The 15,472-nt window shown below is 69.2% G+C and carries 12 protein-coding genes; 8 read left to right on the top strand and 4 right to left on the bottom strand.

The genetic code is table 11. The features are described from left to right. Positions 1-23: 23 nt before the first annotated feature. Together rsmI and OHA25_RS17830 are read left to right on the top strand one after the other, a co-directional pair. Positions 24-863, top strand: a complete 840-nt coding sequence (gene rsmI / locus OHA25_RS17825) for a 16S rRNA (cytidine(1402)-2'-O)-methyltransferase (protein WP_442942120.1) — start codon at positions 24-26, stop codon at positions 861-863. Between the two features lie 8 nt (positions 864-871). Beyond that, positions 872-2,461, top strand: a complete 1,590-nt coding sequence (locus tag OHA25_RS17830) for a dolichyl-phosphate-mannose--protein mannosyltransferase (protein WP_327588694.1) — start codon at positions 872-874, stop codon at positions 2,459-2,461. Here the strand turns inward: OHA25_RS17830 and OHA25_RS17835 are convergent. Beyond that, the gene (locus OHA25_RS17835) at positions 2,397-3,944 is read right to left on the bottom strand and encodes a hypothetical protein (protein ID WP_327588695.1); all 1,548 of its coding nucleotides are present in this window, start codon (positions 3,942-3,944) and stop codon (positions 2,397-2,399) included. The two genes, OHA25_RS17830 and OHA25_RS17835, sit on opposite strands and share 65 nt — an antisense overlap. Positions 3,945-4,043: 99 nt before the next feature. Here OHA25_RS17835 and OHA25_RS17840 point away from each other — a divergent pair, with 99 nt between their 5' ends. The 3 genes from OHA25_RS17840 to OHA25_RS17850 all read left to right on the top strand — a co-directional run bounded on the left by OHA25_RS17840 (position 4,044) and on the right by OHA25_RS17850 (position 8,126). Beyond that, on the top strand, positions 4,044-5,264 hold the full coding sequence (locus tag OHA25_RS17840) for a glycosyltransferase family 2 protein (RefSeq protein WP_327588696.1): 1,221 nt from the start codon (positions 4,044-4,046) through the stop codon (positions 5,262-5,264). A gap of 220 nt (positions 5,265-5,484) precedes the next feature. After that, on the top strand, positions 5,485-7,266 hold the full coding sequence (gene metG, locus OHA25_RS17845; RefSeq protein ID WP_327588697.1) for a methionine--tRNA ligase: 1,782 nt from the start codon (positions 5,485-5,487) through the stop codon (positions 7,264-7,266). Between the two features lie 5 nt (positions 7,267-7,271). Then, complete coding sequence (locus OHA25_RS17850) at positions 7,272-8,126, top strand: TatD family hydrolase (RefSeq protein WP_327588698.1); 855 nt, start codon at positions 7,272-7,274, stop codon at positions 8,124-8,126. Between the two features lie 20 nt (positions 8,127-8,146). Here OHA25_RS17850 and OHA25_RS17855 read toward each other — a convergent pair whose 3' ends face one another. Both OHA25_RS17855 and OHA25_RS17860 read right to left on the bottom strand, forming a co-directional pair. Beyond that, on the bottom strand, positions 8,147-9,400 hold the full coding sequence (locus OHA25_RS17855; RefSeq protein WP_327588699.1) for a hypothetical protein: 1,254 nt from the start codon (positions 9,398-9,400) through the stop codon (positions 8,147-8,149). Further along, on the bottom strand, positions 9,397-11,463 hold the full coding sequence (locus OHA25_RS17860; protein ID WP_327588700.1) for a serine/threonine-protein kinase: 2,067 nt from the start codon (positions 11,461-11,463) through the stop codon (positions 9,397-9,399). The genes OHA25_RS17855 and OHA25_RS17860 overlap by 4 nt, the downstream gene beginning before the upstream one ends. 67 nt (positions 11,464-11,530) lie before the next feature. On the opposite strand from OHA25_RS17860, the gene rsmA reads away from it, so the two are divergent. Beyond that, positions 11,531-12,370 (top strand): 16S rRNA (adenine(1518)-N(6)/adenine(1519)-N(6))-dimethyltransferase RsmA, encoded by an 840-nt coding sequence (gene rsmA / locus OHA25_RS17865; RefSeq protein ID WP_327590997.1) that lies wholly within the window; start codon positions 11,531-11,533, stop codon positions 12,368-12,370. 132 nt (positions 12,371-12,502) lie between these two features. Then, positions 12,503-13,102, top strand: a complete 600-nt coding sequence (locus tag OHA25_RS17870) for an NlpC/P60 family protein (protein ID WP_327588701.1) — start codon at positions 12,503-12,505, stop codon at positions 13,100-13,102. Here OHA25_RS17870 and OHA25_RS17875 read toward each other — a convergent pair. Then, on the bottom strand, positions 13,075-13,875 hold the full coding sequence (locus tag OHA25_RS17875) for an arginase family protein (protein ID WP_327588702.1): 801 nt from the start codon (positions 13,873-13,875) through the stop codon (positions 13,075-13,077). The genes OHA25_RS17870 and OHA25_RS17875 overlap by 28 nt on opposite strands. A 366-nt stretch (positions 13,876-14,241) precedes the next feature. Between OHA25_RS17875 and OHA25_RS17880 the strand changes: the two genes are divergently transcribed. Next, on the top strand, positions 14,242-15,144 hold the full coding sequence (locus OHA25_RS17880; RefSeq protein WP_305921091.1) for a 4-(cytidine 5'-diphospho)-2-C-methyl-D-erythritol kinase: 903 nt from the start codon (positions 14,242-14,244) through the stop codon (positions 15,142-15,144). Positions 15,145-15,472: the final 328 nt, after the last annotated feature.

The raw sequence follows: 15,472 nt of genomic DNA on the forward strand, positions 1-15,472 counted from the left end.
GGATGCCCTGCCACAATGGGCAGGTGGCAGGAGACGGCAGGTTGGTGCTGGCAGGGGCCCCCATAGGCCAGGCGGGTGACGTCTCTCCGCGGTTGCGCGAGGTGCTCGGGAGCGCCGACGTCGTGGCCGCCGAGGACACCAGGCGGCTGCGCAGGCTCGCGGCCGAGCTGGGCGTCGAGATCGAGGGCCGGGTGGTGTCCTATTACGACCAGAACGAGGCCGCCCGGGCCCAGGAGCTCCTGGAGGTGCTCGAGCAGGGCCGCACGGTTGTGATCATCACGGACGCGGGCATGCCGGGCGTCTCGGACCCCGGCTACCGGCTGACCCGCCTCGCGGTCGAGGCGGGCATCACGGTCACCGCGCTGCCGGGGCCGAGCGCCGTCACCACCGCACTGGCTGTGTCAGGGCTGGCCAGCGACCGGTTCTGCTTCGAGGGCTTCCCGCCGCGCAAGGCCGGCGACCGGGCCCGCCGCCTGGCCGCACTGGCCGGCGAGGAGCGGACGATGGTCTTCTTCGAGGCCCCGCACCGGCTGGCGGACTCGCTCGCGGCCATGGCCGAGGCATTCGGGGCGGACCGCGAGGCCGCCGTGTGCCGCGAGCTGACCAAGACGTACGAGGAGGTCCGCCGGGGCGGGCTCGGCGAGCTGGCCGAGTGGGCGGCCGGGGGCGTCAAGGGCGAGATCACGATCGTGGTGGCCGGCCACGTGCCCGTGGCGGGCGAGCCGGACCCGGACGCGCTGGTCGCGGAGGTGGACCGCAGGGTGGCCGAGGGCGCGCACCGCAAGCTGGCCATCGCCGACGTGGCCAAAGAGGCCGGGATCCCCAAGCGAGAGCTGTATGACCTGGTTCACAAACGCCTATAGTGCGCATCGTGAGGAACAGGGGGGTTTCGCCACAGCGGCTCGTCCCGCCCTTTCAGGGGTCCGCGTTGCTGGGCTGGGTGGGGCCGCTCGTGGTCGCGTTGTTCGGCGGGATCCTGCGCTTCGTCAGGCTCGGCGAGCCCAAGGCCGTGGTCTTCGACGAGACCTACTACATCAAGGACGCGTACTCACTGCTCAGGTACGGCGTCGAGCGGGCCACCCTGGGTGACGCCAAGGATCCCATCGCCGACCGGCGCCTGATCGCCGGCAACCTGGACATCTTCAAGCAGTGCCCAGAGCCGGCCGACTGCGCCTCGTTTGTGGCGCACCCGCCGCTGGGCAAGTGGATGATCGGCGTCGGCGAGTGGTTGTTCGGCATGAACCCGTTCGGCTGGCGCTTCGCCGCAGCCCTCGTGGGCACGCTGTCCATCCTCGTCCTGGCCAGGGTGGCGCGCAGGATGACCCGCTCGACGCTGCTGGGCTGCCTGGCCGGGCTGCTGCTGGCGCTGGACGGCCTGCACTTCGTGTTGTCGCGGACGGCGCTGCTGGACATCTTCCTGATGTTCTGGGTGCTGGCCGGGTTCGCGTGCCTGGTGGCCGACCGGGACTGGGCGCGGCGGCGGCTGGTGGACTGGTACGAGAGCGCGCCCATCACCGAGCTCGGCCCGCGCCTCGGGGCTCGGCCGTGGCGGCTGGCCGCCGGGGCATGCCTGGGCGCGGCCTGCGCGGTCAAATGGTCGGGGATCTTCTTCCTCATCGCCTTCGCGGCGCTCAGCCTCATGTGGGACATGGGGGCCAGGCGGGCACTGGGACTGCGGCGGCCGCACCGGGGGGCGCTGACGTACGACGCGCCCGGCGGGCTGGCCGCGATGGCCCTCCTGCCGGCGGCGGTGTTCCTGGCGAGCTGGACGGGCTGGTTCGCCACCGCCGACGGCTGGGGCCGCAACTGGGACCGGGCCACCTCGGCGCGAAGTCCGATCTTCTTCGTCATCGACTCGATGCGGTCATGGTTGGACTACCAGAGCCAGGTGCTCGGCTTCCACAGCGGCCTGGACGACTACCACTCCTACATGTCGGAGCCGTGGTCCTGGCCGCTGTTGTTGCGGCCTGTCTCGTTCCACTACCCGGCGAACCTGCCGCCGTCGGCCTGCGGCGCCGACAAGTGCTCCGAGGCCGTGCTCGGCGTCGGCACCCCCGCCCTGTGGTACGGCGCCCTGCTCGCCCTGCTCGGCCTCATCGCCTGGTACGTGTCCTCACGCGACTGGCGGGCCGGAGCCGTGCTGCTGGCGTTCGGGGCCGGCTGGCTGCCGTGGTTCTACTACGCCATCGCCGACAACCGCACGATGTACCTCTTCTACATGATCCCCGTGGTGCCGTTCATGGTGCTGGCTATCGTGCTGGTGGCGGGGCTGATCCTGGGCAAGGAGAGCGCGCCCCCGGCCCGGCGGGCGGCGGGGGCCGCGGTGGTCGGCGCGTTCGCGCTCATCGTGCTGATCAACTTCTGGTGGCTCTACCCGGTGTTGACCGCCGAGACCATCACACAGGCAGAGTGGTGGGCTCGGATGCTGATGCGCTCTTGGGTGACCGCCGCCCCCAAGTGACCCCCTTGCGCAGCGTGATCGCCGCCGCGATGCAGGCCAGGGGGACGGCCGGAAGCACGTAGCGGTAGTCGAACTCGGCCGTCGCCGCCGGGGCCAGCAGCAGCCCGACCGCGCCCAGCCACGGCAGCACCACAGGGCCGCCGAACTTCCGCCAGCGCACGACGACGCCATACAGGCCGATCAGCAGGATGCCGCCGAGCATGATGCCGCGCAGGTAGAACACCTTCTGGTAGCCGCTCATGATGTCGGCCCACGGGTGCACGATCCGAGTCTCCGGAGGGCCCTGCTCGTAGCTGAAAGCGTCAGTGTCGGTGAACCCGCCCCCGTAGGAGGACCACTTCGGCAGCCGCTTGGGCCAGCCGTTCTCGTCGAGCGCCACGTACGGCTTGAACTCGTACATGTTGTACGTGTTCTCGTCCGGGAAGCGCGGCCGGGACCAGTGGAACGAGCGGAAGAAGTCACGCGCGACCACCTTCAGGTAGTCGCCGGGCTGCGACAGGATCGCCCGGGTGGCGAACTCGCTCGCCGCGTCGTTGGTGATCTCGCTCCACTTCTTGTTGACGCCCCACCGGTGCAGCACCTCGCCGGTGGCCTCGCCGTTGTGGCTGCCCTGGCCCCAGAGGTACCACTGCGCGTATTCCTTGCGCTGGTTGACCGGCTCGTTGATGCACAGCAGCAGCAGCTGGACCTCTTTGTACTTGTCGATGGTCATCTTGCCGCAGTCGGCGAAGATCGCCGTGCGCATGTAGAGGATGAGGCCGTCGCTGTTGGTCATCGCGAACTTGCCGTACTCCGTGGCGAACCAGCCCATGTAGGCCATCACCGGGATCGCGCAGGCCGTGATCAGCGCGGTGACCGGCCGCCAGCCCGTGCGCTTGACCAGCAGGTAGAGCACCACCAGGGCGAGCACGGGCAGGCCGATCGAGCGCGTCAGCCAGGTGAGCGCCAGCAGGAACCCGACGACCGCCCCCGCCTTCCACGTCAGCCGCCGCTTCCACAGCACCAGCGTGATCACGCCGACGACGAGCAGCATGAACAGGGTGTCCGACATCACCAGCTGCTCCAGCTGGATCTGGTAGGCGTCGAACAGCACCGGGGCCGCCGCCAGCGTGGCGCCCCACTTGGGCAGCCGGAACTTGATCCGCAGCAGCGCGTAGATCAAGCAGGCCGTGGCCAGGCCCATCAGGTGCTGCGTGAACGTCACCAGCGCGAAGCTGTGGAACGGCTTCAACATCATCAGCCAGAAGCTGTAGCCGTCCGGCCTGATCGGGTGCGGCCGCGGATGCAGGGCCACCGAGACGTACTCGTAGGAGTCGTTGAACCACATGGCCGGGCCGTATCCGAGCATGGTGATGAGCCGCAGCACGGCGCCCACGCCGAAGGCCGCGGCGAACACCCGATGCCGGCGCAGGAAGGACAGCCAACGAGCTGCCCGGCCAGGGGCGGAGTGGTCCACAGGGGTAATCTCCGCGACGCTCACCATGATGTAAAGAATGCCAGTCGTTTTTGGGTCTTGACCCGAGCGGGTTCGGGCACAGGGCATGATGGTGCACTGGAACAGCCTTAACTGAAGGGTAGACACGTGGAACTGACGGTGGTCATGCCCTGCCTCAATGAGGCGGAGACCGTGGAAGTCTGTGTGCGCAAGGCGCTGGCGTGCATGGAGGAGCACGGCATCGAGGGCGAGGTCCTGATCGCCGACAACGGCAGCACGGACGGCTCTCAACAGCTTGCCCGCGACGCCGGCGCCCGCGTGGTCCACGTCGAGGAGAAGGGCTACGGCAACGCCCTCATGGGCGGCATCAGGGCGGCGCGCGGCAAATTCATCATCATGGGCGACGCCGACGACTCCTACGATTTCACTTCGCTGCTGCCGTTCGTCGAGCAGCTGCGGGACGGCGCCGACCTGGTCATGGGCAACCGGTTCAAGGGCGGCATCGCGCCCGGGGCCATGCCCCCGCTCCACCGCTACCTGGGCAACCCGGTGTTGTCGTTCATCGGCCGGCTGTTCTTCCCGTCGGCGATCGGCGACTTCCACTGCGGCCTGCGCGGCTTCCGGCGCGACTCGATTCTGAAGCTGCAGCTGCAGACCGGCGGCATGGAGTTCGCCTCCGAGATGGTGGTCCGCTCCACGCTGTCGGGGCTCGACGTGCGCGAGGTTCCCACGACCCTCTCGCCCGACGGCCGCTCCCGCCCGCCGCACCTGCGCTCCTGGCGCGACGGCTGGCGCCACCTGCGTTTCCTGCTGCTCTACAGCCCGAAGTGGCTGTTCTTCTACCCCGGCGTGCTGATGATGATCATCGGCCTGGTGGCGGGGACCGCGCTGACCTTCGGCCCGGTGGAGATCGGTGAGCTCGCCTTCGACGTCGACACCCTGGTCGGGACGTCGGCGCTGGTGGTGATCGGCTTCCAGGCGGCGTTGTTCGCGCTGTTCACGAAGGTCTATGCGGCCGAGGAAGGGTTCCTGCCGGAGTCGCCACGGATCCGCAAAATCATCGACATCGTTACCTTGGAAAAGGGTCTCGTGGTCGGCGGGCTGCTGGCGCTGGCCGGCCTGGTCGGACTGGTGATGTCGCTGGTGCACTGGCAGGTGCGCAGCTTCGGCGAGCTGGACCCGCGTTTGTCGCTGCGTCTGGTGGTGCCGTCGGCGACGGCGCTGATCATGAGCTTCCAGACGATCTTCGCCACGCTCTTCGTCAGCATCCTCGGGATCCGGCGGTCCCGCGAAACCCCTATCGACCGCGCCGCGGCCGCCGCTGAGGAGGCCGCGGAGGCACTTACACGAGCAAAATCAAAAGCATAAGGATCTTTTACGCGCTGCCGTGGTCGGCCAGTCGCCGCCGCTGGCTCGCGTCTGTCCAGGGAAACGGCCTCTGACCGGTCAGTGGCGCACCACCGCAACGACGCGCTCAGTGGACCGAGTCCGTGGCTTACCACGCCGCTCCGGCAGCCGAAGTGCGGCGAGTAGCAGGCCACGGCACCGCGTAAACAATCGTGAAGTTAGAGTCCCTTAGGCTAAGACCATGTCGCAGCACATTTTGACCGCCGTAGCTTGGCCGTATGCGAACGGCCCTCGTCACATCGGGCACGTGTCAGGTTTCGGCGTGCCGTCTGACGTTTTCAGCCGCTACCAGCGGATGGCGGGCAACAAGGTGCTGATGGTCTCCGGCACCGACGAGCACGGCACGCCCATCCAGGTGCAGGCCGACAAGGAAGGCGTCAGCGCCAGGGAGCTGGCCGACCGCTACAACCGCGTCATCGCCGAGGACCTCACCGGCCTGGGGCTGTCCTACGACCTGTTCACCAGGACCACCACGAACAACCACTACGCCGTCACGCAGCAGATCTTCAAGGGTCTCTACGACAACGGCTACATCTTCCCGAAGACCACGATGGGCGCGATCTCGCCCTCGACCGGCCGCACGCTGCCCGACCGCTACATCGAGGGCACCTGCCCCATCTGCGGCTACGACGGCGCGCGCGGCGACCAGTGCGACAACTGCGGCAACCAGCTGGACCCGATCCAGCTGATCAACCCCAAGAGCCGCATCAACGGCGAGACCCCGGTCTTCGTCGAGACCGAGCACTTCATGCTCGACCTGCCCGCCTTCGCCGAGGTGCTCGGCTCCTACCTGCAGTCCAAGCAGGGCGAGTGGCGGCCCAACGTGCTGAAGTTCGCCCTCAACCTGCTCGGCGACCTGCAGCCGCGGGCGATCAGCCGCGACCTCGACTGGGGCGTGCCGATCCCGCTCGACGGCTGGCGTGACCAGCCCAACAAGCGGCTCTACGTGTGGTTCGACGCGGTCATCGGCTACCTGTCGGCCTCCATCGAGTGGGCCAGGCGCTCCGGCGACCCGGACGCCTGGCGCCAGTGGTGGCAAAACCCCGACGCCCGCGGCTACTACTTCATGGGCAAGGACAACATCGTCTTCCACGCCGAGATCTGGCCGGCGATGTTGTTCGGCTACAGCGGGCAGGGCGCCCGTGACGGCTCGCCGGGCTCGCTCGGCGCGCTCAATCTGCCGTCCGAGGTGGTCTCCAGCGAGTTCTTGACGATGGAGGGCAAGAAGTTCTCCTCCTCCCGCCAGGTCGTCATCTACGTCCGCGACTTCCTCGCGCGCTACGACGCCGACGCGCTGCGCTACTACATCTCGGTGGCCGGGCCGGAAAACCAGGACACCGACTTCACCTGGCAGGAGTTCGTCAACCGCAACAACGGCGAGCTCGTCGCGGCCTGGGGCAACCTGGTCAACCGGTCGATCTCGATGGCGGCGAAGAACTTCGGCGCCGTCCCCGAGGCGGGCGACCTGACCGACGCCGACCGGGCGCTGCTGGAGCGCTCGCGCAACGCGTTCGGCCCGGTGGGCGCGGAGCTCAACAGGTCCAGGTTCAAGAACGCGATCACCGAGGCGTTCGACGTGGTCCGCGAGGCCAACAAATACCTGGCCGAGCAGGAGCCGTGGAAGCTCAAGGAAGACCCGCAGCGGCAGAAGTCGATCCTGCACGTCGCGCTCCAGGTGGTCGACGACGCCAAGACGATGCTCACGCCGTTCCTGCCCAGCTCCTCCAACAAGGTCTTCGCCATGTTGGGCGGCGAGGGCGTCTGGTCGGGCATGCCGGAGATCCACGAGGTCGACGAGGACGGCGGCAAGCCATACCCGGTGATCACCGGTGACTACGACGGCGCGGCCCGCTGGGAGCACCGGCCGATCAAGCCGGGCACGCAGCTCGCGCCGCCGGTGCCGCTGTTCAAGAAGCTCGACCCGAAGGTCGTGGACGAGGAGCTGGCCCGGCTGGCCGAGTGACCCCCGTGAGCAAGATTCCCACCGCGCCGGAGCCGCTTTCCGCGCCCGTGTTCGACAGCCACTGCCACCTCGACATCATGGTGGGCAACCGGCAGGCGTCCTCCGGCGACCCGGTGGCGCAGGCGGCTCAGGCGTCCGTGGCCACCGTACGGAGCATTCTGGAGGACGCCAGGGCGGTCGGCGTGACCAGGCTCGTGACGATCGGCTACGACCTGAAATCCTCCCGGTGGAACGCGGAGACGGCGGCGGCGCAGGAAGGCGTGTACGCCGGGGTCGCGATCCATCCGAACGAGGCGCACGAGGCGACTGCTGAGGTGCTGGCCGAGATCGAGGCACTGGCGGGGCGGCCGGAGGTGCGGGCAGTGGGGGAGACCGGGCTCGACTACTACCGCGACTGGGCGAGCAAGGACGACCAGCACGCCAGTTTCCGCGCGCACATCGAGATCGCCAAGCGCACCGGCAAGGCCCTGGTCATCCATGACCGGGACGCGCACGACGACGTGCTGAAGGTGCTGGGCGCGGAGGGGGCGCCGGACAAGGTGGTGTTTCACAGCTTCTCGGGCGACGCCGAAATGGCGAAAAAGTGCGTTGAAGCTGGATATTTCATGTCGTTCTCCGGGCCGGTCACCTACAAGAACGCCGCCTCCCTCCGCGAGGCCGCCGCCGCGGCGCCCCTCGAGCTCATGCTGGTCGAGACCGACGCCCCCTACCTGCCGCCGGTCCCGCACCGCGGCAAGCCCAACGCCCCCTACCTCATCCCGCTCACCCTCCGCTGCCTCGCCGAGGTCAAAGAGATCCATCCTGACCGGTTGTGCGAGGCGATCAGCGGCAACGGAGTCACGGTCTTCGGCGAGTGGTGACCACGCTTTGGTGAGCCGGCCTACCCCGCCACCGACACTCCGAAGTCGGCCCCCTTGGGCGGCTGAAGCGGCTGCAGGCTCTCGGCGTTCCGCCCGGCCACCGCGACCTTCCCGTACGGCTGCGCGTCCGGCTGCCCCACGAACAGCTTGTTGCCGCTGAAGGCCACCGACCAGCCGAACAGTCCGTCGCCGGTCGGCAGCTTCCTGTCCTCGGAGGCGCTCTTCCACGACACGACGCGCACGCCGCCGCCGTAGGGGGCGCCGATGGCCAGCCGGCCGTCCGCCGAGGCGGCCAGCGAGAACCCGAACGCCTGCCTGCCGCCCTGCGTCACCGTCCTGATGGGCTTTCTGGCGGGGTCGAGCAGCTGCACCGAGCCGGGTCCGGGGGAGCTGATCGCGTAACCGGATCCCTCCGAGTACGCCACCGCGTAGCCGTACCTGTCTCCGGAGGCCTTGGTCGGCGAGTCCAGCTTCAGGCTCGTGATCTGGGCCGCGAACACGTCGTCGATGAACACGGCCGAGCCCGAGTCGATCTTTCCGGCCTCGATCTGGCGGCCCGCGCCGTCGTCGTTCTCGTACGGGACACCGACGAGCAGCGCGTTCCCCGGCCCGAACGCCATCGACCAGCCGAACTGGTCGCCCACCTCGCTGTTGCCGCGTACGTCGACGCTCTCCTGGCTGATCCTGCGGAGCTCGCCCGTGCCCTTGCGCACGTAGATCGCGCCCACGTCGAGGAGCTTTCCTTCGTCCTCGTACGGTGCCCCGATGGACACCTGGTCGCCCCGGGCCGCCAGCGACCAGCCGAAGTGGGCGAAGCGCTGCGGCTGCGCGGCCGTCAGGCGCTGCGGAGGCTTGGCGCCGCCGCCGTAGACCACGTACGCGGCCCCGGCGTCCTCGACGCCGTCCACATCCGCGTACGGGACGCCGACCACCACGTCGGCGCAGGCGTCGCCGTCGACCTTCGCCAGGCGCGTCACCCAGCCGAAGGCGTCACCCCTGACCAGGCCCGGCACCGAGACGGGGACGACCTTGTCGCCGGACAGCACGTGCACGGCGCCCTTCTGATCGTCCGCGAACGGGTCGCCCACCACCACGTCGTCCACGCCGTCACCGTCGAAGTCGGCTGCTCCCGCGCAGGCCGCGGCCGTTGCGGCCGGCGCCACCGCAGCCGTGCCGGTCGCGGTCGGCGCCACCACGGCCGAAGCGGCGGTGGCCGGCGCCACCGTCATGCCGGCCGCGGACAGCAGCGCGATGAGCGCCTCTCGGATCCTCACAGCGCCACCTCGATCTGCTTGCCGTTCTCGAGCATGGTCGCCGTCAACTTCACCGGTTTGCGGTAATTGGCCAGGTCGAACACGAAGGCGCTGTCCACGCGGGCGCCCGGCAGGATGGCCGGGGGCAGCGTGACGGGGGCGGGGTCGTGCTCGCCGCCGCGGTCGTCGACCATGGTGACCACGGGCTGGATCAGCACTTTGCGCTCACCGCCCGGGTTGAGCATCGTCCAGCGGATCACGCAGAGCTGACCCTGGGTCGCGGTCTTGCCCTCGTACTCCTTCAGCCCGCACTCCGGGGCGGCCGCCACGATGGCGACGGGGTCGTCGAAGTTGGCGCCCAGCGGGAACCTGCGGCCCACGTCGTTCGGGCCGGCCGTGGGGGCGGCCTGGGACTGGTTGCCGGCGGTGGAGGGCACCGTGTTCCGGCCGGACGTGACGATCAGGACGGCCACCGTGACGACGATGGCCAGCACGGCCGCCGCGGCGGCGATGAGCCACCGGGTGCCCTGGGTTCTGGTGCCACCTAAGGTATCGGGCTCGCTCGGGAGCAGCTCCGGGGTGATCCGGCTCGCCTGATCGCCCGGCTGGGTGTCGGCGGCCGTTTGCCGCGGTTGCGCCTCGGGCGCCACAGGAGGCGCTTGCCGCATTTGCTGTTGCGCCTGGGCGTCGGGCGCTCCAGGAGCCGCTTGCCGCATTTGCTGTTGCGCTCGGGTGTCCGGCGCTCCAGGAGCCGCTTGAGGCGCCTGCCGCTCCTTCTGCCGATCGCCTCGCCGGAACAGCCCGCCGGGCCGAGCCTGCTCCTGACCAGGCGCTCCACCCTGGGCCGCGGCGGGCCAGCGGGCCAGCTCCTCCTTGGCCGCCTGCTCCTCCCTGCGCGCCAGCTCTTCGAACGACGCCGGATTCGGCCGTGCCTCACCCGGTCCGCCAGGCGCCGCCGTACCGGACCCGCCAGGCGCGACCGCGCCGGGTCGGGCCGGCGGCGCCGTACCAGAGCCGCCAGGCAGACCGGGTCCGCCCGGCGCTGGCGCGCCGGAGCCGCCAGGCGCCCCAGAGGAGGCGCTGGGCCCGCTAGGCGCTCGGCCCATGGTGTCGCTCGGCGGCGGAGTTGTGAACGTCGCCGTGATGTCGGGTTTGTCCACCACGTTCTGCGGCGGCTGCCAGTCAGTGAGCATCTCGGTCGCGACCAAGGTCGGCGGATTGACCGACGGCGGCGGCGTATTGCCTCCCACCAGCGCGATCAGCAGATCCTGCGCCGTCGGACGCGACGCGGGATCCATCGAGGTGGCCTGCCGCGCCAGCTCATTCAGCGGCGCGGGCAGCGCGCCCAGCTCCGGTGGGGCGTTCAGCACGCGGTGGGCCATCGTGATGGGGTCGCCACGGCCGAACGGATGCCGCCCGTTGCCCGCGTACGCCACCAGGCAGCCCCAGGCGAAGATGTCGGCCGCCGGGCTGACCATCTCACCACGTACCTGCTCGGGCGCCCACCACCCCGGGCTGCCCAGCAACTCGCCGGAAAGGGTGAACCCGGTCTCCCTGTCGAGCGCCCTGGCGATCCCGAAGTCGATCACCCGTGGCCCGGACAGCGAAAGGATCACGTTGGCGGGCTTGAGATCCCTGTGCACCAGCCCCGCCACGTGGATCGCGGCCAACGCTGCCGCCACCCCCAGCGCGACGCCATGGAGCGGTCCCGGATCCAGGGCCCCATATTTTGTGATCTGATCGGACAGCGGGGTGCCCGCGATGTACTCGGTCACCATGTACGGCCGCCCGTCACCGGTGTTGCCGTTGTCCAGCACCTGAGCCGTGCAGAACGACGCCACGCGGCGAGCGTTGTCGACCTCCGCATGGAACCTGGCCGCGAACCCCTCCTGGTTGGCGAACTCCGCCTTCACCACCTTGAGCGCGACGAAACGCCCCGTCGGCGCACGTGCGAGGAAGACGGTCCCCATCCCGCCTTCGCCGAGCCTGCCCAGCAGGCGATATGGCCCGATCTCCCGCAAGTCCGTCGGGCGGAGCGGCGCGGCGCCCGTTGGCTCCATGAGGGACGTCCCTTCCTGTTCCACGCCATCCTCTCCTTTGGTCTCCCCATATGCCATTGCACGTTCTTCGATACGAGAGACTGGTTGGATGATGAGGCTGTTGGGCCCTGCAGAAATACGTATTTTGGCGGATAAGCTAGATCTTCGTCCCACAAAAAAGCTGGGCCAGAACTTCGTGATCGATGCCGGAACGGTCCGGCGCATCGTCCGCGTGGCCGACTTGTCGCCGGACGACGTGGTCATCGAGGTGGGACCTGGCCTCGGTTCGCTCACCCTGGCCCTGCTGCCGGCGGCCGCGCACGTGGTGGCCGTCGAGATCGACCCGGTCCTCGCCACCCAACTCCCCATCACGGTCGCCGACCGCGGCCCGTCCGACAAGCTCACGGTCGTCAACGCCGACGCCATGAAGATCACGCCTGACGACCTGGCAGGTCACGTTCCCACGGCGCTGGTCGCCAACCTCCCGTACAACGTGGCCGTCCCGGTGGTGCTCCACCTCCTGCAGGTGCTCCCGTCCCTGCGCAAGGGCCTGGTGATGGTGCAGTCCGAGGTGGCCGACCGCCTCGCCGCCGGACCGGGCTCGAAGGTGTACGGGGTGCCGTCGGTCAAGGCCGCCTGGTACGCGGACGTACGCCGGGCCGGCCCGGTCGGCCGTACCGTCTTCTGGCCCGTACCCAACGTCGACTCGGGCCTCGTCTCCCTCACCCGCCGCGAACCGCCCACCACGACCGCCTCCCGCGAGGAGGTCTTCGCCGTGATCGACGCCGCGTTCGCCCAGCGCCGCAAGACCCTGCGCGCGGCTTTGGCGTCATGGGCGGGCAGCCCGGCCGAGGCGGAGCACGTCCTCAGGGCGGCCGGCGTGGACCCGTCGGCCCGCGGCGAACAACTCGACATCACTGCCTTCACGCGCATCGCCGAGGTCCGCCACTGAGGTTGTCCACAGCGCCCATAGCCCCCACCCTCCCATCCACAGAACCACGTTCGGCCCCTCGACACTCAGCCTCCCCGCACGATGCTGGCCTTCCTCATCCACCCACCACGGACGGACCCCGGAAGGCCTCCCATGATGCACCCCTTCGCCCTCCTCTCGCTCACGTTCACGAGCGGCTTCTTCGCCACCTTCACCCCTCTCCCCGGCACAACGGCCCCCACCGCCGGCCCCGACACGGCAAGCCAGATCTCGCTCCCGCAGCAGCAGGAACCGAAGCAGAAAAGACAGAAGAAACCGAAGAGGGAAAGGAAGGGCAAGACCACCCTTGGCGCCATCGCGGCCGCCGCTGCCCTCGACCAACTAGGCGTCTCCTTCTCCTGGGGAGGAGGGTCAGCGAAAGGGCCCACCCTCGGCATAGGCCGAGGAGCGAACACCAGAGGCTTCGACTGCAGCGGTCTGACCCTCTACGCCTGGTCCAGAGCGGGGGTGACCCTGACCCACTACACGGGCGCCCAGTTCCGCCAGGGCCGCAGGATCGCACCCGGCGCGCGCCGGATAGGCGACCTGCTCTTCTTCGGCGGTGGCACAGGTGACCCCACCCACGTCGCCCTCTACCTGGGCGGAGGACGAATGATCCACGCCCCCAAGACCGGCGACGTGGTCAAGAAGACCGACTTCCTCAGATCGTCCTACTACCGCGCCACCTACCGAGGCGCCGTACGCCCAGGCTGAGCCCGCCGACCGGCACAGGCATTCACCAACCCGGCTACGAGTCCGGACAGCAACTCCCGATCTTCATGCCGGGCGGGCTCATACTCCATGAGTCCAAGCCCAACCACCTCGAACCGCTCGGCAATGGCGGTCACCAAGGACAGGAGCCGCTCAGGATGCAGCCCTCCTGGCGCAGGACTCCCCACACTTCGGAAGACCTCCGGATCGAGCACGTCGAAGTCGACATGCACATAGACGACGGCGTCACCGGGACCGGCGGAAGGGGACACGACAGCACCTTCTATCGCCTCCACGAGCGCGGCGGCTGCGGCATCGCCTCCGACCTTTGCTTCCGTGAGTGCGACGGCTGCGGCATCGCCTCCCGCCTCCGCATCCACCAGGGGAATGCCCAGGGCAGCAACGAAGTCCACCTCCGCAGGATCGAGATCCCGCACGCCCGCCAGCACGATCCGCCCCGGATCCAGGGGCGTGTCCGGCACCAGCCCCTGAGGCCCTTCCCCGGTCAACGCCCGCAGCACCATCCCGTGATAAGCGCCAGAAGGTGAGGACTTCGGCGTGTTCAAATCCGCATGCGCATCAAACCAGACCACGACCAGCCGATCCCCATACCGCTTCCTGGCCGCCGCCACTGGCTCGAGCTCAACCCCGCAGTCCCCACCGACAGCGACCACCAGCCCGCGCTCATCCGCAATCGCCGCTCGAACCCGGGAAGCCGTCACCACAAGGCTGTCATCGTCAACCTCGACCCGCACCCGCCGATCGGCCTCCACCATGTTGGCGACCAGCCGCGCCCCTTCCCGAAGTCGCTCCCTCGTCCGCGATCCGGACCCTGACGACTGAGCCACCTCGACAACCGTGACCTCGGACAATGCGCCCTCCAAGCACCAAACCCATCCATGTCACGCTCAAGCTTGCCGTACCGCACCGAACGGAACGAAGAAGCCCGGACTCCACCAAAGGCGGTGAGGCTACTCTTCGTCACCAGTCAGTCATGGGGCAAACACCCATCTACTGACTCTGTGTGTTGGCGAATGGGCCGTTCCCTGGGGCATATTGCGAGAACCGCATGTCAGGGCGGCGTGCCCCGATAGCATCTAGTGTCCTTGACCCCGGCAAGTGATGAGAGTGGCGCAAGATCGATGAGTTCGGTGACCGTGCGTGTGCCAGCCAAGGTCAACGTGCAGCTTTCTGTCGGCCCGCTCCGGGACGACGGCTACCACGACCTGGTCAACGTCTTCCACGCAGTGTCGATCTTCGATGAGGTGGTGGCGAAGGAGTCCGAGTCCATCTCGGTGTCGGTTACCGGGAAATGGTCCGATCAGGTGCCGGTCGACGACAGCAACCTGGCGATCCGGGCCGCCCGCGCGCTCGCCAAGCACGCGGGACGCACCTACGGCGCTGACCTGATCATCCACAAGTCCATCCCGGTCGCGGGCGGGATGGCCGGCGGCAGCGCGGACGCCGCCGGAGCTCTCGTCGCCTGCAACGAGCTCTGGGGGCTGGGCCTGCCCTTCGACGACCTCATGGAGATTGCCGGAGATCTTGGCAGCGACGTGCCGTTCTCCCTGCTCGGCGGCACCGCGGTCGGCACCGGCCGAGGCGAGCAGCTGAGCGAGCTCCCGACCGGCGGCACGTTCCACTGGGTGTTCGCCCTGGCCGACGGCGGCTTGTCCACGCCCAGTGTTTACGCCGAATGCGATCGGCTACGTGCCGCCGAGGCGGCCGAAGTGCCCTGGCCCCAACTGAACGACTCGCTCCTGGAGGCCCTGGGCACCGGCGACGCCTACGCTCTGGGCGCTCACCTGAGCAACGACCTCCAGCCCGCCGCACTCAACCTCCGCCCAGAGCTGGCGCCGACCTTGGACGCCGGCCGCCAGCACGGAGCCCTGGGCGCGATCGTCTCCGGCTCCGGCCCCACCTGCGCCTTCCTGGCCATCGACGCCCTCCACGCCCGGGACCTGGCCCTCAGCCTGACAACCACGGGCGCCACCCACACCGCCGTCTCCGCCCACGGCCCCGTCCGCGGCGCCACCCTCATCTGACCGGTGCTCCTCCAACCGTCCGGAAGAACGCACGAGCCCCACCGCACCACATCAACGCAGGACTTGCCCCACCGCCGCGATCCAGCGGGCCCCGGCCGGCTCCGCCATCCCAGGCGACGGATCAGCTCCTGAGGCGAGCAATCCGCCGTGGTTCGTGCGCACGTCGGCCCCGTCTGCTTGTCGGAGGGTGCCTGCCGCGCCAGGCTCTTGCCCGGGGGTGCCTGCCGCGCCAGACCTCCTGTCGGGGGGTGCCTGCTCCGCTAGACCCGTGTCGGGGGATGCCTGCTGGGCCAGACCGGCCTGGCTGACCCTTGCCGGCCATGCGGTG

This window comes from Nonomuraea sp. NBC_00507 (assembly GCF_036013525.1).
Classification (GTDB): Bacteria; Actinomycetota; Actinomycetes; order Streptosporangiales; family Streptosporangiaceae; genus Nonomuraea.

Bases quoted from the DNA above. Each gene is read 5' to 3' on its own strand.
- OHA25_RS17835 (WP_327588695.1), bottom strand. From the start codon at position 3,944: ATGGTGAGCGTCGCGGAGATTACCCCTGTGGACCACTCCGCCCCTGGC.
- rsmA (WP_327590997.1), top strand. From the start codon at position 11,531: ATGAGGCTGTTGGGCCCTGCAGAAATACGTATTTTGGCGGATAAGCTA.
- OHA25_RS17875 (WP_327588702.1), bottom strand. From the start codon at position 13,875: ATGGTGGAGGCCGATCGGCGGGTGCGGGTCGAGGTTGACGATGACAGC.
- OHA25_RS17870 (WP_327588701.1), top strand. From the start codon at position 12,503: ATGATGCACCCCTTCGCCCTCCTCTCGCTCACGTTCACGAGCGGCTTC.
- metG (WP_327588697.1), top strand. From the start codon at position 5,485: ATGTCGCAGCACATTTTGACCGCCGTAGCTTGGCCGTATGCGAACGGC.
- OHA25_RS17880 (WP_305921091.1), top strand. From the start codon at position 14,242: ATGAGTTCGGTGACCGTGCGTGTGCCAGCCAAGGTCAACGTGCAGCTT.